At 60.5% G+C, this 23,487-nt stretch carries 22 protein-coding genes, 1 other RNA gene and 1 pseudogene; 5 read left to right on the forward strand and 19 right to left on the reverse strand.

The genetic code is table 11. The annotated features are described in order from the left end of the window. Positions 1–61: 61 nt before the first annotated feature. From rfaE1 to gyrA, 14 genes are all read right to left on the reverse strand, one after another. Positions 62–1,015, reverse strand: coding sequence for a D-glycero-beta-D-manno-heptose-7-phosphate kinase (rfaE1, locus tag AC1Q6X_RS07860; protein ID WP_070219403.1), 954 nt, complete (start codon positions 1,013–1,015; stop codon positions 62–64). After that, positions 1,012–2,379 (reverse strand): UDP-glucose dehydrogenase family protein, encoded by a 1,368-nt coding sequence (locus tag AC1Q6X_RS07865; protein WP_492496257.1) that lies wholly within the window; start codon positions 2,377–2,379, stop codon positions 1,012–1,014. The genes rfaE1 and AC1Q6X_RS07865 overlap by 4 nt, the downstream gene beginning before the upstream one ends. A gap of 79 nt (positions 2,380–2,458) precedes the next feature. Next, positions 2,459–3,634, reverse strand: coding sequence for a lipopolysaccharide assembly protein LapB (gene lapB, locus AC1Q6X_RS07870; protein WP_070219401.1), 1,176 nt, complete (start codon positions 3,632–3,634; stop codon positions 2,459–2,461). A gap of 46 nt (positions 3,635–3,680) precedes the next feature. Then, the gene (locus AC1Q6X_RS07875) at positions 3,681–3,983 is read right to left on the reverse strand and encodes a LapA family protein (RefSeq protein ID WP_029496228.1); all 303 of its coding nucleotides are present in this window, start codon (positions 3,981–3,983) and stop codon (positions 3,681–3,683) included. Positions 3,984–4,223: 240 nt separating this feature from the next. After that, positions 4,224–4,529, reverse strand: a complete 306-nt coding sequence (locus AC1Q6X_RS07880) for an integration host factor subunit beta (RefSeq protein ID WP_008446215.1) — start codon at positions 4,527–4,529, stop codon at positions 4,224–4,226. Between the two features lie 17 nt (positions 4,530–4,546). Continuing rightward, positions 4,547–6,259 (reverse strand): 30S ribosomal protein S1, encoded by a 1,713-nt coding sequence (rpsA, locus tag AC1Q6X_RS07885; protein ID WP_071650172.1) that lies wholly within the window; start codon positions 6,257–6,259, stop codon positions 4,547–4,549. 119 nt (positions 6,260–6,378) lie between these two features. Next, positions 6,379–7,047, reverse strand: coding sequence for a (d)CMP kinase (gene cmk / locus AC1Q6X_RS07890; RefSeq protein ID WP_492496260.1), 669 nt, complete (start codon positions 7,045–7,047; stop codon positions 6,379–6,381). 111 nt (positions 7,048–7,158) lie between these two features. Beyond that, positions 7,159–8,514 (reverse strand): 3-phosphoshikimate 1-carboxyvinyltransferase, encoded by a 1,356-nt coding sequence (aroA, locus tag AC1Q6X_RS07895; RefSeq protein WP_492496262.1) that lies wholly within the window; start codon positions 8,512–8,514, stop codon positions 7,159–7,161. Between the two features lie 18 nt (positions 8,515–8,532). Then, the gene (locus tag AC1Q6X_RS07900; RefSeq protein ID WP_492496264.1) at positions 8,533–9,441 is read right to left on the reverse strand and encodes a prephenate dehydrogenase; all 909 of its coding nucleotides are present in this window, start codon (positions 9,439–9,441) and stop codon (positions 8,533–8,535) included. A 4-nt stretch (positions 9,442–9,445) separates the two neighbouring features. After that, on the reverse strand, positions 9,446–10,552 hold the full coding sequence (hisC, locus tag AC1Q6X_RS07905) for a histidinol-phosphate transaminase (protein WP_492496266.1): 1,107 nt from the start codon (positions 10,550–10,552) through the stop codon (positions 9,446–9,448). A 173-nt stretch (positions 10,553–10,725) separates the two neighbouring features. Continuing rightward, entirely contained in the window at positions 10,726–11,796 is a 1,071-nt protein-coding gene (pheA, locus tag AC1Q6X_RS07910; protein WP_409027005.1) for a prephenate dehydratase, read from the reverse strand. A gap of 83 nt (positions 11,797–11,879) precedes the next feature. Next, a complete protein-coding gene (gene serC, locus AC1Q6X_RS07915; protein WP_492496268.1) occupies positions 11,880–12,971 on the reverse strand; it encodes a 3-phosphoserine/phosphohydroxythreonine transaminase in 1,092 nt (363 codons plus the stop codon). A 24-nt stretch (positions 12,972–12,995) separates the two neighbouring features. After that, positions 12,996–13,580, reverse strand: coding sequence for a DUF2059 domain-containing protein (locus AC1Q6X_RS07920; protein WP_492496270.1), 585 nt, complete (start codon positions 13,578–13,580; stop codon positions 12,996–12,998). Positions 13,581–13,734: 154 nt separating this feature from the next. Continuing rightward, on the reverse strand, positions 13,735–16,413 hold the full coding sequence (gene gyrA, locus AC1Q6X_RS07925) for a DNA gyrase subunit A (RefSeq protein WP_230503859.1): 2,679 nt from the start codon (positions 16,411–16,413) through the stop codon (positions 13,735–13,737). Between the two features lie 656 nt (positions 16,414–17,069). Here gyrA and ompA point away from each other — a divergent pair. From ompA to AC1Q6X_RS07950, 5 genes and pseudogenes are all read left to right on the forward strand, one after another. Then, positions 17,070–17,780, forward strand: a complete 711-nt coding sequence (gene ompA, locus AC1Q6X_RS07930; RefSeq protein WP_070219395.1) for an outer membrane protein OmpA — start codon at positions 17,070–17,072, stop codon at positions 17,778–17,780. A gap of 125 nt (positions 17,781–17,905) precedes the next feature. Then, on the forward strand, positions 17,906–18,601 hold the full coding sequence (gene ubiG, locus AC1Q6X_RS07935) for a bifunctional 2-polyprenyl-6-hydroxyphenol methylase/3-demethylubiquinol 3-O-methyltransferase UbiG (protein ID WP_070219394.1): 696 nt from the start codon (positions 17,906–17,908) through the stop codon (positions 18,599–18,601). 68 nt (positions 18,602–18,669) lie between these two features. Further along, complete coding sequence (locus AC1Q6X_RS07940) at positions 18,670–19,374, forward strand: HAD family hydrolase (RefSeq protein ID WP_121670972.1); 705 nt, start codon at positions 18,670–18,672, stop codon at positions 19,372–19,374. A gap of 91 nt (positions 19,375–19,465) precedes the next feature. Beyond that, positions 19,466–19,826: a transfer-messenger RNA gene (ssrA, locus tag AC1Q6X_RS07945) on the forward strand. Between the two features lie 285 nt (positions 19,827–20,111). After that, positions 20,112–20,288: pseudogene (locus AC1Q6X_RS07950) on the forward strand (site-specific integrase); the annotation flags it as partial. Positions 20,289–20,400: 112 nt separating this feature from the next. Here AC1Q6X_RS07950 and AC1Q6X_RS07955 read toward each other — a convergent pair. The 5 genes from AC1Q6X_RS07955 to AC1Q6X_RS07975 form a co-directional block, all read right to left on the reverse strand. Next, the gene (locus tag AC1Q6X_RS07955) at positions 20,401–21,153 is read right to left on the reverse strand and encodes a DUF8608 domain-containing protein (RefSeq protein WP_492496273.1); all 753 of its coding nucleotides are present in this window, start codon (positions 21,151–21,153) and stop codon (positions 20,401–20,403) included. A gap of 364 nt (positions 21,154–21,517) precedes the next feature. Beyond that, entirely contained in the window at positions 21,518–21,904 is a 387-nt protein-coding gene (locus tag AC1Q6X_RS07960; protein WP_492496275.1) for a hypothetical protein, read from the reverse strand. Then, a complete protein-coding gene (locus AC1Q6X_RS07965) occupies positions 21,898–22,266 on the reverse strand; it encodes a hypothetical protein (protein ID WP_070292055.1) in 369 nt (122 codons plus the stop codon). The genes AC1Q6X_RS07960 and AC1Q6X_RS07965 overlap by 7 nt, the downstream gene beginning before the upstream one ends. 13 nt (positions 22,267–22,279) lie before the next feature. Then, positions 22,280–22,741, reverse strand: coding sequence for a M74 family metallopeptidase (locus AC1Q6X_RS07970; RefSeq protein ID WP_139143186.1), 462 nt, complete (start codon positions 22,739–22,741; stop codon positions 22,280–22,282). 283 nt (positions 22,742–23,024) lie between these two features. Next, on the reverse strand, positions 23,025–23,477 hold the full coding sequence (locus tag AC1Q6X_RS07975; RefSeq protein WP_492496278.1) for a GTP pyrophosphokinase: 453 nt from the start codon (positions 23,475–23,477) through the stop codon (positions 23,025–23,027). Between the last annotated feature and the right edge of the window lie 10 nt (positions 23,478–23,487).

The following is a 23,487-nucleotide window of genomic DNA, read 5'->3' on the forward strand; positions in this document are numbered from 1 at the left end:
AGCGGAAGGATGGGAAAACCTGCGCCAGATCAAACGCTCCGGCGCAGGTGGTACAGCATGGTTACTGGGAGAACAGCTCGTCGCGGGTGACAGTGGCCGTGCCCAGCTTGCCGACGACGATGCCGCCGGCCCGGTTGGCCGTGCGCACGGCGTCGCCCAGGCCCATGCCGGCGCCCAGCATGGCCGCCATGGTGGCGATCACCGTGTCGCCGGCGCCCGAGACGTCGAACACTTCGCGCGCATCGGTGGGCATGTGCAGCACCTCGTCGGCCGTGTACAAGCTCATGCCCTCTTCGGAACGGGTCAGCAGCAAGGCGTCCAGGCCCAGCTGCGCGCGCATCTGCTGCGCGCGTTCCGTGAGCTGCTCTTCCGTGCTCCAGTTGCCGATCACGCGGCGCAGTTCCGACTTGTTCGGAGTGAGCACTGACGCTCCCGTATAGCGGCTGAAATCGTCGCCTTTCGGGTCGACCATGACGATCTTGCCGGCCGCCCGGGCCGCTTTGATCATCTCGGCCACGTTCACCAGGCTGCCCTTGGCGTAGTCCGACAGGATCACCACGTCGTAGTGCGGCAAGAGGGCATTGAATTGCTTGAGCTTGTCGCGCAGCACGGTATCACTCGGTGCATCCTCGAAGTCGATGCGCAGCATCTGCTGCTGGCGGCCGATCACGCGCAGCTTGATGATGGTGGAAATGGCCGCATCGCGCTGCAGATAGCTGTGGATGCCGCCGCCTTCGAGCAGGCGCTCGACCTGGCTGCCGGCCTCGTCGTCGCCGACCACGCCCAGCAAGCTCGTCTTCGCTCCCAGTGCGGCCGCATTGCGCGCCACGTTGGCCGCGCCGCCCAGGCGCTCTTCGCGCTTCTCGATGCGCACGATGGGCACCGGCGCTTCCGGCGAAATACGGCTGACGTCGCCGAACCAGTAGCGGTCCAGCATCACATCGCCCACCACCAGCAGGCGTACCTGGGCCAGCGCGGCCGGCGCCGTCAAGGCGACTACCTCCTGGGCGCTCATGCGCGCGTCAGGATCGAGCGACCGATCCCGTGGTATTCGATGCCGTTCTCGGCCATGACGGCCGGCTCGAACAGGTTGCGCCCGTCAAAGATCACGGCCTGCTTCAGACGCGCCTTGACCTGCTCGAAGTCGGGGCTGCGGAAGGCTTTCCACTCGGTCACGATGACCAGCGCATCGGCGTCCTGCAGCGCATCCTTCGGGCTGTCTGCAAAGCGCACCCTGGCCAATTGCTCCGGCGTCAAGTCCAGTTGCAGCACGCGGCGCGCCTCGGCCATGGCGACGGGGTCGTACACGGCCACGCTGGCGCCGCGTCCCAGCAAGTCGGCCAGCAGCACGCGGGCCGATGCTTCGCGCATGTCGTCCGTATTCGGCTTGAAGGCCAGGCCCCACACGGCGAAATGCCGGCCCGTCAGATCTTCGCCGAAGCGAGTGACCACTTTGCGTCCCAGCACCTGCTTCTGCTGGTCGTTGACGGCTTCGACGGCGCGCAGGATCAGCAATTCCTGGCCGTGGCCGCGTGCCGTGCGCTCGAGCGCCTGCACGTCTTTCGGGAAGCAGGAACCGCCATAGCCGCAGCCCGCATACAGGAAGCTGTGGCCGATGCGCGGGTCGGAACCGATGCCGTGGCGCACGGCTTCGATATCGACGCCCACCTTGTCGGCCAGGTTCGCCAGTTCATTCATGAACGAGATGCGTGTGGCCAGCATGGCGTTGGCCGCATATTTCGTGAATTCGGCCGAGCGTACATCCATCCAGTAAGTGCGTTCGTGGTTGCGGTTGAACGGCGCGTACAGGCTTTTCAGCAATTCGCGCGCGCGTTCGCCGTCCGGCGTGGCGTCGACGCCGATGACGATGCGGTCGGGGCGCATGAAGTCTTCGACGGCCGCGCCTTCCTTGAGGAATTCCGGGTTCGATGCCACCGAGAACGTGGCGGCTACGCCGCGCGCGTCGAGTTCGCCCTGGATGGCGGCGCGCACTTTTTCGGCCGTGCCGACGGGCACGGTCGACTTGTCGACGATGACCTTGAAGTCCGTCATGTATTTGCCGATGCCGCGCGCGGCGGCCAGCACATATTGCAGGTCGGCCGAGCCGTCTTCATCGGGCGGCGTGCCGACGGCGATGAATTGCATCGCGCCGTGCGCGGCGGCCGCTTCGACGTCGGTGGAAAAGGTCATGCGTCCGGCGGCGCGGTTGCGCGCCACGACTTCTTCCAGGCCCGGTTCATGGATGGGGATGCCGCCGCTGTTGAGCAAGGCTACCTTCTGTGCGTCCAGGTCGAGGCAAAAGACGTCGTTGCCCAGCTCCGCCAGGCAGGCGCCGGTCACGAGGCCAACATAGCCGGTGCCGATAATAGTGATTTTCATGGATGTACCGTATGGATAAAAAGCAGGTCTTACATAGAAGTACACGCCACATTGCTCAGGGCAAGGTGACGTGTACGAATCAGTTCATGACGTTAAGTTCTTCTGTGCGGCGCGGTGGATACGTTTCCCACTTGTTGCAGCCAGGGCAGTGCCAATAGAACTGGCGTGCCTTGAAGCCGCAATGGCTGCACTGGTAGCGGGCCAGCTTCTGCGTGTAGCCGTGCACGAGGTTTTTCACCATCGACAGCTCGGACCAGATGGCGGCCGGGGCGTCCATCATGCGCGCTTCCAGCAGTTTGTCGAGGCCCAGCAGGGTCGGCGTGCGGCGCAGCTCGGCGCTGACCAGCTGCTTCGCCGCTTCCACGCCGTCGAGCTCGATAACGGCCTTGAAGACGACTTCGATCAGGTCGATCGACGATGCCTCTTCCAGGTAGGAACGCAGCAGGTTGACGCCTTCCTGTGCACGGCCCAGCTTGGTGTAGCCATCCATCAGGCGCTGCGCGACCAGGGCCACGTGCGGCACGCTTTGCTGTTCCACGCGGCGCCAGGTGGTCAGCGCGCCTTCCACATCGCCGCGCGCCAGCAGCACGTCGCCCGTCAGGATGGTGGCGCGCACGCTCTTGCGGTCCGTCTGCAAGGCTTTTTCCAGCAGCGGCATGGCGTCGTCCGGCTTCATGTGCACGAGGGCGTCATGCGCCAGTTCGCAATAGAACTGGGCGATTTCCTTCTGGCGCGCGCCGGCGCCCGATTCCTGCAAGCCCACGGCCGCTTCGATGGCGCGTGGCCATTCCTTTTCGCGCTGGTAGATTTCCAGCAGCGCGCGGCGCGCCTGGGCCGCATATTGCGTGTCGACCAGGCTGTTGAAGGTTTCTTCGGCGCGGTCCAGCAGACCTGCTTTCAGGTAATCCATGCCCAGCTCGTAGGCGGCGTGGCCCTGCTGTTCCAGCGGCAAGTCCGGACGGGCCAGCAAGTTCTGGTGCACGCGGATGGCGCGCTCCGTTTCGCCGCGGCGGCGGAACAGGTTGCCCAGCGCAAAGTGCATATCGGCCGATTCCGGGTCCAGCTTGACGACTTCGATGAAGGCGTCGATGGCCTTGTCATGCTGCTCGTTGAGCAGGAAATTCAAGCCCTTGAAGTAATTGCGCGGCAGGCTGCGCGATTCCGACACCAGTTGATGAATGTCCACGCGCGCGGCGATCCAGCCCAGCGCGAAAAACATCGGGATACCCAAGAGCCACCAGAGTTCAAAATCCATGCGATTGTTTTTATTCGAGTAAGAGAGATAGGAGCGACGGCGCCGCTTACTGCGCGCTCACGCTGTCCGGTTGCGGCTGGACATTGCTGGCCACGCCAACGGTCTGCAGCGCAGCAATGGTGGTCTTTTGCTTGTTCGCTTCGCGGCGGTGACGGAACACGGTCGGCGTCAGCGCCAGTACGCCCAGGCTGGCGCCGGCGACAAAAAAGCCCAGCAGCATCAGGACCAGGGGGCCGCGAATTTCATAATTGAGGAAAACATGCAGGTCGACAACCTGCGCATTCTTCAGCGCGAAACTGAAGAACAGGACGAAAAGAACACAGCCAACGATGGTGGAGATGATTTTCATCGATAGGTCCAGAGTGAACAAAAAAATGCCCGTACCACATGGCACAAACGTAGAGTGCTGATCAAACCGTAGCGAGCGGCAACGATTTGTGGCCGAGAAGCGCAACCGTACTGAAGTACGGTGAGCATCGCCGGCCGCAAAGCGCGACGCGCAGTAGGTTTGAGCAGTGCTCTACAGCATATTAACAAAAAAAAGCGGCATCCAAGGACGCCGCTCTTTATGTCGCCTTCCAGCAGACGATTAATCCTCGATGATCGGTTGCCCGACCATCGCGTCCACCCGCTCGCGCAACTGTTTGCCCGGTTTGAAGTGGGGTACCCGTTTTTCAGGAACCATCACCTTGTCGCCGGATTTCGGGTTGCGGCCGATGCGCGGGGGCCTGCTGTTCAGGGCAAAACTGCCAAAACCGCGGATCTCGATACGCTGACCGGTCGCCAGGGCGTTGGTCATCGCATCGAGAATGGTCTTGACGGCATACTCCGCATCCTTCGCCACCAGCTGAGAATAACGCTCAGCGAGGCGGTTGATCAGCTCGGACTTTGTCATCTGCCGTATCCGCAGTCTTAGTTCTTGTTATCGAACTTAGCTTTCAACAAGGCGCCCAGGCTGGTGGTGCCCGAAGCTGCGTTGTTGTCGGTAGCTGCCATCTTCTGCATGGCTTCCTGGGTTTCAACGTTGTCTTTCGCTTTGATCGACAGTTGGATACCACGGGCTTTGCGGTCGATGTTCAACACCATCGCTTCGACGGTGTCGCCGACTTTCAGGTGCGTACCAGCATCTTCAACGCGGTCGCGCGAGATTTCGGAAGCGCGCAGGTAGCCTTCAACTTCTTCGGACAGTTGGATCACGGCGCCTTTAGGCTCAACCGATTTAACGGTACCGGTGACCAGCGAACCTTTGTCGTTCATGGCTGCGAAGTTGTTGAATGGGTCACCTTCCAGTTGCTTGACGCCCAGGGAAACGCGCTCGCGCTCAACGTCGATGGCCAGAACGATGGCTTCCAGTTCGTCACCTTTCTTGAAGCGACGCACGGCTTCTTCGCCGGTTTCGGTCCAGGACAGGTCGGACAGGTGCACCAGACCGTCGATGTTGCCGGCCAGGCCGATGAACACGCCGAAGTCGGTGATCGATTTGATCGCGCCGCGGACTTTGTCACCTTTCTTATGGGTAACACCGAAGTCGTCCCATGGATTGGCTTTGCACTGTTTCATGCCCAGCGAGATACGACGACGCTCTTCGTCGATTTCCAGAACCATCACTTCTACTTCGTCGCCCAGTTGGACAACTTTGTTAGGAGCAACGTTTTTGTTCGTCCAGTCCATTTCGGAAACGTGTACCAGACCTTCGATACCCTGTTCCACTTCAACGAACGCGCCGTAGTCGGTCAGGTTCGTTACTTTACCGAACAGACGGGTGCTTTGTGGGTAACGACGGGACAGACCGGTCCAAGGATCGTCGCCCAGTTGTTTCACACCCAGCGAAACACGGTTTTTCTCTTGATCGTATTTCAGGACTTTGGCGGTGATTTCCTGGCCAACCGTCAGTACTTCCGACGGGTGACGTACACGGCGCCATGCCAGGTCGGTGATGTGCAGCAGGCCATCGATACCGCCCAGATCCACGAACGCGCCGTAGTCGGTGATATTTTTGACGACGCCGGTCACGACCGTGCCTTCTTTCAGCGTTTCCATCAGTTTCTGACGCTCTTCGCCCATCGAAGCTTCGATGACGGCGCGGCGGGACAGAACCACGTTGTTACGCTTGCGATCGAGCTTGATCACTTTGAATTCGAGGGTTTTGCCTTCGAATGGGGTGGTGTCTTTGACAGGACGGGTATCAACCAGCGAGCCCGGCAGGAATGCGCGGATGCCGTTGGTCAACACGGTCAGACCGCCTTTGACTTTACCATTGACGGTACCGACGACGATTTCGCCCGATTCCATCGCTTTTTCCAGAGCCAGCCACGAAGCCAGACGCTTGGCTTTATCGCGCGACAGGATGGTATCGCCGAAACCGTTTTCCAGCGATTCGATCGCCACGGAAACGAAGTCACCAACTTTGACTTCCAGTTCGCCGTGGTCGTTCTTGAATTCTTCGACAGGGATGAATGCTTCGGATTTGAGGCCAGCGTTCACGATCACGAAATTGTGGTCGAGGCGCACGACTTCAGCGGAAATAACTTCGCCGGAGCGCATATCTTGACGCGACAACGATTCCTCGAAGAGCGCAGCAAAACTTTCCATACCGGTAGATTCGTTAGTTGTAACAGTAGACATAGGGTTCACACAGGTTATCCAGCAGAGATCGCACGATGCGACTTAAACTGGGTTAGGTTTTTGACACACCCGGACAGGCCAGGAGCCGTCAACGGGCACCACATAGCATAGAAATCACACTATTTTGCTGCAGCTGCATACCATTTCAACACGGTTTCAACGGCATCATCTGCCGTCATTGCCGACGTATCGAGGACATGCGCCCCTTCCGCGGGGACCAGCGGCGCAATCGCACGGTGAGTATCACGTTCGTCCCGCGCCTGCAAATCCATCAGAAGGTCTTCCATATTAGCAGAAAAACCCTTGTCTATCAATTGCTTGTAGCGCCGTTGCGCGCGCGCCTCGACGCTGGCCGTGAGGAAGACCTTCAATTGGGCATGCGGGAAGATCACCGTGCCCATGTCGCGCCCGTCGGCCACCAGGCCCGGCGTCTTGCGAAAACCCAGCTGCAAGCTGACCAGGGCATGGCGCACAGTTGGCAATACGGCAATTTTCGACGCCGTATTGCCCACCTCTTCGGCACGGATCTGATCGGTGACGTTTTCCTGCGCCAGCAGGATCTCGCCATTGGCGAAGTGGCAAGGCAAGTGCTCGGCCAGCTTGGCCAGCGCGTGCTCGTCGCGCAAGTCCGTGCCGCGGCGCAGCGCGCTCAAGGCCGTCAGGCGGTACAGCGCGCCCGAGTCCAGGTAATGAAAGCCCAGCTTGTCGGCCACACGGTGCGCCACCGTGCCCTTGCCGGAAGCGGTGGGGCCGTCGATGGCGATGACTGGGATGGTGGATGTTGGCATTATTTTGTCACTTTAAAAAAACTAAACCCAAAAGGGCTGGGGTCAGACCCCCGCTTGCGTCAACGCCTGAACTGGCGTTGCAGGTGGAGAGGGTCTGACCCCGGATTTCGGTTAAATAAGAGTATCTTTGGCAATCCCCGCAAATGCGGCGAAATACTCGGGGAAGGTCTTGGCCACGCATTTCGGGTCGTTGATGCGCATCTCGTTGCCGCGGCGCGCGGCGCCGTCCAGCGAAGCGAGCGAGAAGCACATGGCCATGCGGTGGTCGTCATACGTGTCGATGGTCGCTGCCTGGATTTCGGTCGGCGGCGTCACGCGCAGGTAATCGGCGCCCTCTTCCACTTCGGCGCCGAGTTTGCGCAATTCCGTCGCCATGGCGGCCAGGCGGTCCGTTTCCTTCACCCGCCAGCTGGCGATATTGCGCAAGGTCGAGGTACCGTCCGCGTACAGGGCGGCCACGGCGATCGTCATGGCCGCGTCGGGAATATGGTTAAAGTCCATGTCGACGGCTTTCAGCACGCCGTTCGAACGCGCCTCGATCCAGTTCTCGCCCATGGTGATGGTCGCGCCCATCTGCTGCAAGGCTTCGACGAAACGCACGTCGCCCTGGATGCTGTCGCGCCCCACGCCTTCCACGCGCACGGGACCGCCGCCGATGGCGCCGGCCGCCAGGAAATACGAGGCCGACGAGGCGTCGCCTTCCACGTGGATCGTGCCCGGGCTTTGATACTGCTGGCCCGGCTGCACGGTGAACGACTGCCAGCCGTCATGCTCGACGGTCACGCCGAAGCGGCGCATCAGGTTCAGGGTGATCTCGATATACGGCTTCGAGATCAGCTCGCCCGTGACATCGATGGTCACGGCATGGTCGCGCGCCATCAGCGGCGCCACCATCAGCAGGGCCGTCAGGAACTGGCTCGACACGTTGCCGCGCACGGCGATGCGTTGCGCGTGGATGTGGCCGCGGCGGATGCGCAGCGGCGGGAAGCCCTGCTCGCCCGTGTACTCGATCTGCGTGCCGACGGCATTCAGCGCGTCGACCAGGTCGCCGATGGGGCGCTCGTGCATGCGCGACACGCCGTGCAAGGTGTAGTCGCCGCCGATCACGGCCAGCGCCGCCGTCAGCGGGCGGATCGCCGTGCCGGCGTTCCCCATGAACAGGTCCGCCTCGTGGTGCGGGAACACGCCGCCGCAGCCTTCCACGTGGTGCACCTGGTGGGCGGTGGCCGGATCGCCCGTCAATTCATCCTGCGTCCATTTGACGCCCAGCGACGTCAGGGCAGTCAGCATGACGAAGGTGTCGTCGGAGGCGAGCAGGTCGATGATCTTCGTCGTGCCCTTGGCCAGCGCGGCCAGCAGCAGCACGCGATTGGAAATGCTTTTCGAGCCGGGCAAGCGCACCGTGCCTTCGGCATGCATCACCGGCTTCAGATCGATATGGTGGGGGTAGTGCTTGGTCTGGGTCATGCTGGAATCCTTGAGTATTTATCGTGTGGGCGCGGCCGGTATTTCCGCCGTTTCAATCGCCTCGATCCATTGCTGGCGCGCGTGCTGGGCGTTCGCATACACGCCCTCGATGGCGGCGCCGTCGTGCGCGGCCAAGTGGGCGCGCAAGGTCGTCAACTGCGCCAGGTAGGCGTCCAGTTCATGCAGCAGCGCCGGCTGGTTGGCCAGGCTGATGTCGCGCCACATTTCCGGCGATGAGCCGGCGATGCGCGTAAAGTCGCGAAAGCCGCTGGCCGCGTATTGGAACAGCAGGCCCGCGTGCGGTTTCTTGGCGATGTCGTCGACCAGCGCAAAGGCCAGCAAATGCGGCAGATGGCTGACGGCGGCAAACACCTTGTCATGTTCTTCAGGGCTCAAGGTGTGCAGGATGGCGCCGCAGGCGCGCCATGCGACCGCCACGCGTTCCACGTCGGCGGCGCTATTTTCCGCCAGCGGCGTGAGCACCACTTTCTTGCCTTGATACAGGTCGATGATGGCCGCATCGGGGCCATTCGTCTCGCGTCCCGCGATCGGGTGGCCGGGCACAAATTGCGCCACCTTGCCCCCCAAGGCCGCGCGCGCGGCCGCCACCACGTCGCTTTTCGTGCTGCCCGCGTCGGTGACGATGGTACCGGGCTGCAGGTGCGGCGCGATGGACGCCAGGATGGCGCCCGTCTGCGCCACGGGCGCGGCGACCAGCACCAGGTCGGCGCCAAGCAAGGCAGCAGCCATGTCGCCGCCGATCTCGTCGATGATGCCCAGCTCCAACGCGCGCGCCATCGAGGCCGGCGAGCGGCCCATGCCGACCACCGTGCCGACCGCGCCCGCATGTTTCAAGGCGCGCGCGAACGAACCGCCGATCAGGCCCACGCCAAAGATGACTACCTTGTTCAGTGCAGGCGTCATCATATCGTCAGGCCAGCGCTTTCGTCAGCGCGGCGATGAGGATGGCGTTTTCCTGCGGCAGGCCGATGGAAATGCGCAGCCATTGCGGCAAGCCATAGCTGCCGACCGGACGCACGATCACGCCCTGCTTGAGCAATGCCAGGTTCACGCGCGCGCCGGCGCCGTCGTCGTCGCCCACCTTCACCAGCACGAAATTGCCGTGCGACGGCACGTATTCCAGGCCCAGGGCATCAAACGCTTGCGTGAACTGCTGGTAGCCGGCCGCGTTGTTGCGCGCGCTTTGCTCGAGGAATGCCTTGTCGTTCAGGGCGGCGATCGCGGCGGCCTGCGCCAGCGAGTTGACGTTGAACGGCTGGCGGATGCGGTTCATCAGGTCTGTCAGCACCGGCTGGGCGATGGCAAAGCCGATGCGCAGGCCGGCCAGGCCATACGCCTTCGACAAGGTGCGCGACACCACCAGGTTCGGATACTGGCGCACCCAGGCCGTCGACTCGTACTGGTCGTCGGTCGACAGGAATTCGTTGTAGGCTTCGTCGAGCACGACGACGACGTGCGCCGGCACTTTCTGCAGGAAGGCTTCGAGCTGCGCGGCCGACAGGAAGGTGCCGGTCGGGTTGTTCGGGTTGGCGATGAAGACCAGACGCGTGTCGTCGGCAATCGCCGCAGCCATCGCGTCGAGGTCATGGCCGTAGGCTTGCGCCGGCACGACGATGTGGCGCGCACCCAGGCCTTGCGTGGCCAGCGCGTACACGGCGAACGAGTACTGCGAGTAGACGACGGATTGGCCATGCTGCACGAAGGCGTGCGCGGCGATTTCCAGGATGTCATTGCTGCCGTTGCCCAGGGTGATCCAGTCGGCCGGCACGTCGTAGCGCTTGGACAGCACGGCTTTCAAGTCGAAGCCGTTGGCGTCCGGGTAGCGGCCCAGGTCATCGATGGCGGCGATCATCGCCTGCTTCGCCGATTCCGGCATGCCGTACGGGTTTTCATTCGACGCCAGCTTGACGATGGCTGCCTCGTCGAGGCCGAATTCGCGCGCGACTTCCGCGATCGGTTTGCCGCTCTGGTAAGGGGCGATGGCGCGGACGTATTCTGGACCGATATTTTTAGACATGGTGTTCTTTAAAAGTTGGTGAATGATTAGGCTGGTGGCTGTTGTTGGGTTACGCTGCGCTAACCCAAGCTACGGCTTACCGTGGTTGTTTGTTGGGTTACGCTGCGCTAACCCAACCTACAGCTTACCGTAGGTCGGATTAGCGCAGCGTAATCCGACACCAGTCAACGAAGTCACAAACTGACCGGATACGACCCCAGCACCTTGAAAAACGCCGCATTGCTCTGCAGCTCGGCCAGCGCCTGGGCGACGGCCGCATCGTGCACGTGGCCCTCCACGTCGACATAGAAATAATACTCCCAGCTGCCCATGCGCGCCGGGCGCGACTCGAAGCGCGTCATCGACACGCCGTGCCTGGCCAGGGGCGCCAGCAGCTGGTACACGGCGCCCGCCTTGTTCGGCACGGCCAGCACCAGCGAGGTCTGGTCCTTGCCCGACGGCGCCGTCTGCAAGGTGCCCACGACGGCAAAGCGCGTGCGGTTGTGCGGGTCGTCCTGGATATGGCCCTTGACCACGCCCAGCTTGTACTGCGCGCCGGCCAGTTCGCTGGCAATCGCCGCCACCGTGCCGTCTTCGCCGGCCATGCGGGCCGCCTCGGCATTCGAGGCCACGGCGCGGCGCTCGATGTGCGGGTAGTTCTGGTTCAGCCAGACCTGGCACTGCGCCAGCGCCTGCGAATGGGCGCAGATGGACGTGACGCCATCCATGCTGCCGCTCTTCGTCATCAGGCTGTGGTGCACGGCGATCGCCACCTCGCCGCTGATGATGAGACTGGTCTGCAGCATCATGTCGAGCGTGCGGTTGACGGCGCCTTCCGAGGAATTTTCGATCGGCACGACACCGAAGTCCGCCGTTCCCGCCTCGGCGGAACGGAATACTTCATCGATGGACGCGCACGGCAAGCCTTCAACGGCGCTGCCAAACTGCTGATACACGGCCTGTTCGCTGAAGGTGCCGGCCGGGCCAAGGTAGGCCACGGTCACGCGCTTTTCCAGCGAGCGGCAGGACGACATGATTTCGCGGAAGATGGTCTGCACTTCGCGGTTACCCATGGGGCCGGGATTACGCTCGGCCACGCCGCGCAGCACCTGCGCTTCGCGCTCGGGACGGAATACGGGCGCCTGCGTCTCGGCCTTCACGTGGCCCACCTGCTGGGCGATTTGCGCGCGGCGGTTCAGCAGTTCGAGGATTTGCGCGTCGATCGCATCGATCTGTTCGCGCAGCGGTTTCAATTTATCGGTCATGGATGGTTTGTTTCGTCAGCTGTACTTCAATCATGGCCGCGCGGCCTGCGCCGGCGGCGGGCCGGCGCGGTCGGTCAAGCGACTCAGCGTCCGGCAAACTCGTTCAGATAATTCACCAGGGCTTGCACGCCCTCGATCGGCATCGCGTTATAGATCGATGCACGCATGCCGCCGACGGACTTGTGGCCCTTCAGTTGCAGCAGGCCGCGCTGCTTGGCGCCGGCCAGGAATGCGTCGTTCAGACTTTCATCGCGCAGATAGAACGGGATGGTCATGCGCGAACGGTATGCGGGGTCGACCCGGTTCTGGTAGAAGTCGTCCGCGTCGAGCGCCGCGTACAGCAGCGCCGCTTTCTCAATATTACGCTGTTCCATGGCTGCAACGCCACCCTGGCGTTTGAGCCACTGGAAAACCAGGCCGGCGATATAGATGCCGTAGGTGGGCGGCGTGTTGTACATCGACTCATGTTCGGCCACGATGGTCCAGTCGAACGCCGACGGGCAGATCGGCAGCGCCTTGCCCAGCAAGTCTTCGCGCACGATGACCAGGGTCAGGCCGGCCGGGCCGATATTTTTCTGCGCGCCGCCGAAGATCACGCCGTATTGCGACACGTCGATCACGCGCGACAAAATGTGCGAGGACATGTCGGCCACGATGGTGGTGCCTGGCGGCACGCTTGGCGCCTGCTGGAACTCCACGCCGTCGATGGTTTCATTGGTGCAGATGTGCAGGTAGGCGGCGCCTGGCGTCAGCTTCCATTCGGCGACGGGCGGCACGCCAGTGAAACGGGCAGCCTTCGAGGACGCGGCCACGTTCACATTGGCATACTTGGCCGCTTCCTGGATCGACTTGCCCGACCACGAGCCCGTGTGCACGAAGTCGACGGTGGCCGGCTGCTGCGCGGCCAGGCCCACCAGGTTCATCGGGATGATGGCGTTCTCGCCCAAGCCGCCGCCCTGCAAGAACAGGATTTTGTAGTTCTCGGGCACGGCCAGCAGCTCGCGCAGGTCGGCCACGGCCTGCTTGTAAATGGAGATGAATTCGGGACCACGGTGGCTCATTTCCATCACCGACATGCCGCTGCCGTGCCAGTCCTGCATCTCGGCGGCCGCTTGCGCCAGCACTTCCTTGGGCAGAACGGCGGGGCCGGCGGAGAAGTTGTAGATATGGGTCACGATACGGTCCTTAGTGAAATGAAATTATTGGGGCGATTGCGTGGCCGCCCGCATGACCTGATCAAGCACGGCGTTCACGCGGGGGATCAGCACGCGCTGGCTGATGGCCATCGATTCGGCCGACAGCTGCGGCATGGTGGCCAGCATCTTGCGGCCCAGCGGCGTCTTGTAGAGGGCCGTCAGCTGCTCGACTTCCGGCACCGTGTAAAAACGCGCATACAGGGGCACCATTTCGTCGCCCAGCTCGTCGATCAGGGTCGGGTCGGCCAGTACCTGCGTCAGGGTGGCGATGGCCAGGGGGATTTCTTCCTCGGCGCTGGCCAGCGCGCGCGCCTTGCGCTGCTCGTCCAGTTTCGGGTTGCTGTTGATTTGCTGCTGCGCCGACTGGCGGATCATGGCGGGCACCGATTGCAGCATCTGGTCGAAGATGCTGCGCGTCAGTTGCGGGAACTGCATCGCGTCGAGCATGCGCCGCACGGCCACTTTCATGGCGGGGCTTGGCGCCGCCTGGCGGGCGGGCGTGGCTTGCGTGCTCTGGGCCAGGGCCGGCAGGGTCGCAAGGAAGGCCAGCGAAAACGCGGCGAAGAAGGTGGCGACGATTTTTCTCATGGCATGCGGGATGTTGAATGACTGGTAAAAGGGCACTGCCGGATGCATGTCGGCTTACGCCCGACGGGCTAAGCCGACCTACGAAATTCTGCTGGCAGCACCACGAAAAGACGCGCCAATAGCAATTGGGGCTCCCGAAAGAGCCCCAATCATCTTACTCCGGCTGGGCCGGGTCGACAGGATCGGCTGGTTCGGCCGCTGCCGGCGCGGCATCCGTGCCCGCCTCCGTCGTCAGCTCGACTTCGTCGATATCCGTTTCCACCACGCGCTGCAGGCCGGACAGCTTGGTGCCGTCTTCCACGGCGATCAGGGTCACGCCCTGTGTCGCGCGGCCCATCTCGCGGATTTCCGACACGCGGGTGCGGATCAAGACGCCGCCGGTGGTGATCAGCATGATTTCATCGCTGGCATCGACCAGGGTCGCGGCAACCACTTTACCGTTGCGCTCGCTGGTCTGGATGGCGATCATGCCTTTCGTGCCACGACCATGGCGCGTGTATTCGGTGATCGGCGTACGCTTGCCGTAGCCGTTTTCCGTGGCCGTCAGCACCGACTGCTGCTCGTTCTCGGCCACCAGCAGGGCGATCACGTGCTGGCCTTCTTCCAGGTTCATGCCACGCACGCCGCGCGCCGTGCGGCCCATCGGACGCACATCGTTTTCGTCGAAGCGCACTGCCTTGCCCGAATCGGAGAACAGCATCACGTCGTGCTGGCCGTCCGTCAGCGCCGCGCCGATCAGGAAGTCGCCGTCGTCCAGGTCGACCGCGATGATGCCGGCCTTGCGTGGATTGCTGAAGTCCTTCAGCGGCGTCTTCTTGACGGTACCGAGGCTGGTCGACATGAACACGTAATGGTCTTCCGGGAACGTGCGGTTCTCGCCCGACAGCGGCAGGATCACGGTGATCTTTTCGTTGTCCTGCAGCGGGAACATGTTGACGATCGGCTTGCCGCGCGAGTTGCGCGAGCCTTGCGGCACTTCCCACACCTTCAGCCAGTACATGCGGCCGCGATCCGAGAAGCACAGGATGTAGTCGTGCGTGTTGGCGATGAACAGCTGGTCGATCCAGTCTTCCTCTTTGGTCGCCATGGCCTGCTTGCCGCGTCCGCCGCGCTTCTGCGCGCGGTATTCGGTGATCGGCTGGGCCTTCATGTAGCCGGTGTGCGACAGGGTCACGACCATGTCCTGCGGCGTGATCAGGTCTTCCGTTTCCAGGTCGGTCGCGTTCAATTCGATCTGCGAGCGGCGCACGTCCTTGTTGCCGGCGCCGTATTCGTTCTTCGCCAGGGTCATTTCATCGGTAATGATGACGGTGACGCGTTCCGGCTTGGCCAGGATGTCGAGCAAGTCGGCGATATGTTCCATCACGTCCTTGTACTCGTTGACGATCTTGTCCTGCTCCAGGCCGGTCAGGCGCTGCAGGCGCATTTGCAGAATTTCCTGCGCCTGATCGTCCGACAGCTTGTACAGGCCATCCGTCTGCATGCCGTAGTGTTTCGGCAGGTTTTCCGGACGGTAGGCATCGACGCCGCCCGGCGTCGTGCCGTCGCCCGTACGGGCCAGCATTTCGCGCACGACGGACGAATCCCAGGCCTTGGCCATCAGCTCGACCTTCGCGATCGGCGGCGTCGGCGCGGCCTTGATGATGGCGATGAAGTCATCGATGTTGGCCAGCGCGACAGCCAGGCCTTCGAGCACGTGACCGCGTTCGCGCGCCTTGCGCAGTTCGAACACGGTGCGGCGCGTGACCACTTCGCGACGGTGCGACAGGAAGCATTGCAGCATCTGCTTGAGGTTCAGCAGCTTCGGCTGACCATCGACCAGGGCCACCATGTTCATGCCGAAGGTGTCTTGCAACTGGGTCTGCTTGTACAGGTTGTTCAGCACCACTTCCGGCACTTCGCCCCGCTTCAGCTCGATCACCACGCGCATGCCCGACTTGTCGGATTCGTCGCGGATGTCGGAAATGCCATCGAGCTTCTTGTCGCGCACGTTTTCAGCGATGCGTTCCAGCAAGGATTTCTTGTTGACCTGGAAGGGCAGCTCGTCGACGATGATGGCGATGCGGCCGCCATCCTTGCCGTATTCCTCGAAGTGGGTCTTGGCGCGCATGACAACGCGGCCGCGGCCCGTGCGATAGCCGTCGCGCACGCCGGACACGCCATAGATGATGCCGGCCGTCGGGAAGTCCGGCGCCGGGATCAGCTCGATCAATTCATCGATCGTGCAATCGGGGTTGCGCAGCACGTGCAGCGCGCCGTCGATGACTTCGGTGATGTTGTGTGGCGGAATGTTCGTCGCCATGCCGACGGCAATACCGGACGAGCCATTGATCAGCAGGTTCGGGATACGCGTCGGCAAGACCGTCGGTTCCTTTTCCTTGCCGTCGTAGTTGGGCTGGAAGTCGACGGTGTCCTTGTCGATATCAGCCAGCAGCTCGCCGGCGATCTTGTCGAGGCGGCACTCGGTGTAACGCATCGCCGCGGCGCCGTCGCCGTCGACGGAACCGAAGTTGCCCTGGCCATCGACGAGCATGTAGCGCAGCGAGAAATCCTGCGCCATGCGTACCAGTGTGTCGTAGATCGAGGCATCGCCGTGGGGATGGTATTTACCCATGGTTTCGCCGACCACGCGGGCGCACTTGACGTAAGGGCGGTTCCACACGTTATTCATTTCATGCATCGCGAACAAGACGCGGCGGTGCACTGGCTTCAAGCCATCGCGCGCATCGGGCAAGGCGCGACCGACGATCACGCTCATGGCGTAATCGAGGTAGCTCTTGCGCATCTCTTCTTCGAGGGAAATAGGAATTGTTTCTTTTGCGAATTGATCCATTGGCGGTTCGACTGATCTCAGGCTGTGGTTAACTTATCTGTTACGCAATGTATGACGCAATACTGCATATCCTGGGTGGCTGTCGTCGTGGACGCCGCGCCGCGCGCTGCTGGCGTGGCCCGGCTTCCATGTCGCAGAGTGCCAAAACAAATCGGCGGGCTGGCGGCAAGGCCAGTACGGGTACCGCAAGGGTACGTGCTGGCCATGCAGTGCCGCCGTGGGCATTTGCCCGGCACTCTTAACAGTCAAGCGCACGATTTTAGCATGCGCGCCCAGCTACCTGTACAAATTGGCCAGACCAGCAACATTGGCAGTTTGCACCGGGGTCGTGCATGTTGCTCTGCCGATAATGCACAACGGCAATGTCAGTTCAAGACACCTGCCCTTAAAAGTGGCAAGAAAAGCGATCAATTGTTACAGATGCGTTACAAATGGGCATTTTCGTTGCGCAAAAACAACGCACGGTCTAAAATCGGGCAAGCTTTGATTTAACCACGGTCGTGCGCCCCTGATGCGTGTGGCAAAATGACTGGGAAGTTAATTGCTAGTTTCGCAATCTGAAACGAGCGCATATGGTCTACATGATAAAATCTTGGCACGTAGCACCAGTAGCGCAGTGTTGTTCTGCGGATATCACCCCCCGAAAGGAAAAAAGAATGAATAAATTTGTAACGCTGTTTTTCGCTGCATCCGCAGTGATTGCTGGCTCGGCTTCGGCCCAAACCCCAACCTCCCCACCATTCGCGCCAGTTACCACTGACATCCAAGCACCAAGCCCGAAAAGCGCTTACGTGCAAGATGCCCGCGGCGTGATCGTGCGTGACCCATTCGGCCTGTGCTGGCGCACCGGCTACTGGACACCTGCTGACGCAGTGCCAGGTTGCGACGTACCACTGTGCGTAGAGCCAGAAACCCTGCAAGACGGCAAATGCGTAGCACCTCCAGCGCCAGTCGTACCTGCACCAGCACCAGCACCAGTCGTGCCAGTGCCAGTCGTCGTTGCTCCTACCTCGGAAAAAGTCAGCTTCGCCGCTGATGCATTCTTCGATTTCGACAAAGCTACGCTGAAGCCAGAAGGCAAAGCCAAGCTGGACGAGCTGACCGCACAACTGGGCGGCATCAACCTGGAAGTCATCATCGCTGTGGGTCACACCGACTCCGTCGGCACCGATGCTTACAACCAAAAACTGTCGGTACGTCGTGCTGATGCTGTCAAAGCCTACCTGGTTACCAAAGGCGTTGAAAGCAACCGCGTGTACACCGAAGGCAAAGGCGAAAAACAACCTGTTGCTGATAACAAAACTGCCGAAGGCCGTGCGAAAAACCGTCGCGTGGAAATCGAAGTTGTTGGTACCCGCAACAAGTAATAGCTGCCCCCTCGACTCGGCGCAAATCATCGCGCAAGTCAAGAACAGCTGAAAAACCCCGCCACGGCGGGGTTTTTTTTCGTCCGTGGCTGCCCAATTGTAAAATTGCCGCTATTATTCGACCTATGAACGCCGACCCTCTCGAAATCCAAAAATTCAGTGAGCTGGCCCACCGCTGGTGGGACCCCACTTCCGAGTTTCGTCCCCTGCACGAAATTAATCCCCTGCGCCTCGAATGGATCAACGCGAAAGTGCCGCTGGCCGGCAAACGCGTGATCGACATCGGCTGCGGCGGCGGCATCCTGGCCGAATCGATGGCCCGCAAGGGCGCCGACGTGACGGGCATCGACCTGTCCGACAAGGCATTGAAAGTGGCCGACCTGCACAGCCTGGAATCCGGTGCCAAGGTACGCTACAAGCTGATCGCCGCCGAAGCCATGGCCGCGGAAGAGCCGGGCCAGTACGACGTCGTGACGTGCATGGAAATGCTCGAGCACGTGCCGGACCCTGCCGCCATCGTCAAGGCTTGCGCCACCCTGGTGAAACCGGGCGGCCACGTTTTTCTGTCGACCCTGAACCGCAACCCGAAAGCGTATCTGTTCGCCATCCTGGGCGCCGAATACCTGCTGCGTCTGCTGCCGAAAGGCACGCACGACTATGACAAATTCATCACCCCGGCCGAACTGTCGCAATACCTGCGCAGTGCCGGCCTGGACGTCAACAGCATGCGCGGCATGGGCTACAATCCGCTGACCAAGATTTACTCACTTAATAGCGATACCAGCGTCAATTATCTGGTGGCCTGCACCCGGCCGCTGTAACCATCACGCACAATACAAGGCGGCTGCGGCCGCCATTTTTCATTCCCACTTGACACACTTTGCCCGCCATGATCACTGACCATCTGCCAGCCCCGCGCGCCATCCTGTTCGACCTCGACGGCACCCTGGCCGACACCGCGCCCGACTTGGCAGCGGCCATCAACCTGCTGCGCGCGCGCGCCGGCCTGGCGCCGACTCCGTATGACATCCTGCGCCCCACGGCCTCGGCCGGCGCGCGCGGCATGATCGGCGCATCGTATGGCGTCCAACCGGGCGAAAGCGGCTACGAAGCGCTGAAAGACGGCTTCCTGAACAATTACGAAGCGGCCCTGGCCGTGGAAAGCCGTTTATTCGACGGCATCCCCGCCATGCTGGAAGGCTTGAGCGCCCTGGGCCTGGCCTGGGGCGTGGTCACCAACAAGGCCGCCCGCTTCACCGACCCGCTGGTGGGCCAGATCGGCTTGGGCGGCGCCGGCTGCGTGATCTCGGGCGACACCATGGCGCACCCGAAACCGCACCCCGCCCCCCTGCTGGAAGCGGCCCGCCGCCTGGAGCTGGCGCCGGAAGACTGCTGGTACGTGGGCGACGACCTGCGCGACATCCAGGCCGGCCGCGCCGCCGGCATGCGCACGGTCGCCTGCGCCTGGGGCTACTGCGGCCCCGTCGAACCGCAGCACTGGAACGCCGACCATTTGCTCGATACGCCGCAAGCGTTGCTCGAGCTGGTGAGTACTGTGGTGAAGGCGGCGCAGGAGCGGCAGCTGGCGGCTTGATGGCTTGAAACTGCATCTGCCTGGCCTTCTATCCATTACTGCGAATGCATCATGCAAGAGTGTGAAGATTGCGCTACAATGAAGGTTCTGTGGGGACGACCTGGTTTCGACGTGGGTTGCAAAGCAGCGCAGGGCATACCGAGGGCGGGCTACCTCGTAAATACAACCTGAAAAAACTTAACTGCAAACGATAACTCGTACGCACTGGCAGCTTAATCGCTGTTAGCTCTAGAACACCTCGTCCCTGGGGTGGGCCGTCAAAAGCTCTAGAGTCATTTACAGGGACTCGTCGTATGCTGGGTTACTTAGCGTCCGACTAAATAATAGGTAACTCGCTTGCCCATAACGTGCACATCCGTGCTGGCTGAGTTAAATTAAATGATAGTGCTAAGTATGTAGAACTGTCTGTGGAGTGCTTGCGGACGCGGGTTCGATTCCCGCCGTCTCCACCACTGAATAAATAAAAGGGCTTCCCCGTTTTGGCGGGGAGGCCCTTTTTATTTATTCCATGCATGCAGAGCGCGGGCATCGAATCCGCGTCCGGTACGGGCGCGGGGGTTGTGCGGGGCCTTCGGCGAGCACAGCTCGGCGCCGCAAAACCGGGTTGCGCTTGCAAGCGCAACCCTCTCCGATTCTTCTGGCTAGCTCTTGCGCCGCAGGCGGTTTTTCCTAACAAAACATTAGCGGCTCAGACTGTGTCCGAATGCCAGGCCTGACCCTCGCTCCCTTGCTCGCTCCCTTATCAGACGCGGCACACCTACGCCAGCATGATGCTCTCGATCGGTGAACACCCCATGTGGTTGGCAAAACAGATGGGGCATGCCGATTGGACAATGATCACACAGGTATATGGGCGCTGGATGCCGGATGCTGATAGCAAAGCCGGAGCGCGTGCCGAACAAATTTTTGGCTAATAATGAAAAATTAGGTTCACGGCAAGAACAAACAGTTGCGGAATGCTGAAGGTGGCGTGTAGTTGAACGATACACTCCCCTTCCATCCACAATTGCCCCTATCTACCCAAATCTACTTCCGAATCGCCCCGAACTTTAAAATAATTTCTTCGGCATGAATAAGAAGTTGAGCCCCGTTTTCCACGGTGCTAGGAAACAATTTTGTTAGGCAGTACTCAAAAAACTGAAATCCTTTCAATATCTCTTTCCGATCTATTCCTTTCAATTCATGTGACCCAGCGTTTCCAAGCCATTTTAGAGCAAGAATCATACGCCCCACTTCTCCTGGAACCTGGTCCATCATTCTGTCTATTCGCTGATGCAGACTCAATTCTTTCGCGACATCATCGCGAACCCGTCTAGGGACCTTCATCTCATCTAACACGGCTTCTAATGTAGCGCGCATCCTATTGGCACATGCATCAAGATCACACCAGTATAGTTCGAATGCGTTATCTAACAGTATCTGAACGCATCTCGGCAAAGCCAAATTAAATTTTGAATTTATTATTGGAATTGCAGGCAAAAAATACTTCGGACTATAAAATGAAAAATAATCTCCTGAGCCATCATCTCGCTCAACACCTGTATTACCTGAACAGAGGACGGGATCATGACAATTTCTACATCTAAATGTAGCAAAAAATCGCCCCTTTGTTTGATCGGGTAACCAATGTTCCTCGAAGCTTTCCCGTGCACTGGCAGCAGTTTCGATATCGATTAACGATTTCACCTCGAGGAGGAGCGTTCCCTCGGAACAAGATGGGCAAGGCCAGTACGGGAACGTGTCACGTGTAAAATGTTCACGGAATGTGATTTCAGTCATGGTCTTCTTACCCGTGGCGTTAAAAATGTTATACGCGCTAGTTCTGATGAGTTATCGAACCGCGTTTGATATGTCAACATTTTGACACGGAAGAGCTGATTAGACGCGTGAAATCTAGCTTTGCGATAGGTTCGATTCCCGCCGTCTCCATGCATGCAGAACGCGGGCGTCGAATCCGCGTCCGGTACGGGCGCGGGGGTTGTGCGGGGCCTTCGGCGAGCGCAGCCCGGCGCCGCACAACCGGGTTGCGCTTGCAAGCGCAACCCTCTCCGATTCGTCTGACTGGCTTTTGCGCCGCAGGCGGTTTTTTCTAACAACAACCTTAGCTGTTCAGGCTGTGCGCGTATGCCGGGCCTGACCCTCGCTACTCCCCGCACACCGCCCCACCCACCGTTCCCCCAATACTCAAGCCCGTCGACAAATCAAACCCAAAATCACAGCGATAACCATCCTTTGATCGATATCGGCACAGCAGCATGTCACGATTACGAATGCGTATTTGCGGATCGGCGCAGCCATCGCGCATATCCGGACCGATGTCTTCGAAGAGGTCTTTTGCGGCGGTGCCCGTCAAGCGAAACGCGACTTTGGTATCGCCCGCAACCGGGGCCACGGCATCGTCGAGATATCCACCGTAGATCGCGTACGAAGCTGAAAAATTTCTCTCTGCAAATTCCCATATAGCCCGGGCCTGGTTCGCCAACAGCAGGCACAGCAGCGTAACGCATAGCAGGCTGGCGCGTCTCAGCATATGGAGCCGCCGATGCTGCGCCCGGTCAGCAGGTCAAAGCCGAAGTCGCAGTGATGGCCATCACGGGGATGGTAGGAGCAGCTCACTTCCGCCCGCTGGCGCAGGCGATATTCGCCATCCACGCCGCACGCGTTGCGCAAGTCGGGGCCCATCGCATCAAATAGCTGTTTCGCCGCCTTGCCGTCGATCCAGAACGCGATGCGCTTGTCTTTCCTGGTCGGCGGCTGTGGATCGCTCAGGCTTCCGCCATAAATCGCATAGCGGCCTTTGAATGGCTGATAAGAAAATAGCCATTGGGGGGCGGATTGGGCCATGGCCGTAGCCAAAACAAAGAGAAGAAAAACAGCGAGAAGACGTTTCATGTCATCTGCCCCGCTACTTGATCGTGACATGAAAATGGTCGTCGTGGCGTATCAGTGGTCTTATCCGGGGGATGGTGGGGTCATTAAAAAAGATAACCTGGACAAAGCTGAATTCAAAAAATATGCGGATCAGCTGTGCCGTTGCATCGCGGTCGTAGTGCGTGTCAAACCTTGTTACAGCGCTCTCCATTTTGTCTTTGCGAAGCAATCGGACGTCGACGTCTTTTCCGCTTCGATGACCTTTATGTTCACTGTAGGGAGTTCCATCAGCCAGGCTGATATTTCCGAAACCAATTTTCCGGCTATCGATGCCCTGCCATTGATGTTCAACCAAGAATAGCAGCGAAAGCAACTTGGGATGAGCATACTGGCCGGCACCATTGGGCGGTGTTCCATAGGTGTAGTAACCCGCGCCTTCCGGCCTTTGCGGAAGATTAAAGTAGCCGCGTCTATCCATGGGCTGCAATTCCAGCATGCGCACTCCTGAATGTAAAACCTCAGCGCTCAGCTCAACGCAAATGGCACCAGGTGATGCTCCCGTACATCTCACGGAGCATGTCACGCGCCGATGTAGTTGGCAGAGCTCGCACCTTCGCTCGCAAAAAAACATGCGCACTCGACGATTTTTGCCGTTATGCATTTTCTGGGCATTGCGTAGAATCAAACATCCATACACTGATGGCATCGTTTTCGGGTGTTCCCGCTACTTGAAGCCAAGATATTGATGCTGCGCAAAGGTGCGCCGCGCCACCTTGAAACTAAAAAACGTCCCCCCGTAAATACCCGATCGCCCTCCGATATTTCTCTATCCTCTCCAGATCCTTCTGCGTCGGCTCCCCTATCCGCGACAGATCGCTATTCTCCGCCAGATCCGCCAGCTTGACGGCCTTGCCGACCGGGTCCAGGGCCGCGCGGGCGATGAAATCTTCATACAACTCGCCCTCGATCTTGGTCACGGCGCGCACGCCGTCGATGACTTCCCGGGAAAATCCTTCGCGCGCCAGATCGTCGAAGGTGACTTTGCCATCGCTGTCTTCCACCACGTCATGCAGCACAGCGACGATTTGCTGAGCGCCGGGAGCGACGCGCAGCATCACGCGCAAGGGGTGCAAAATGTACGGCGCGCCGCCCTTGTCCGTCTGGCCGGCATGGGTGGCGGCGGCAATTTCAATCGCGCGCTCCAAGGTGCCGCGACCTGCATGTTCACTCATGTTCACTCCT

The organism is Janthinobacterium sp. GW823-FHT06H09 (assembly GCF_058794735.1).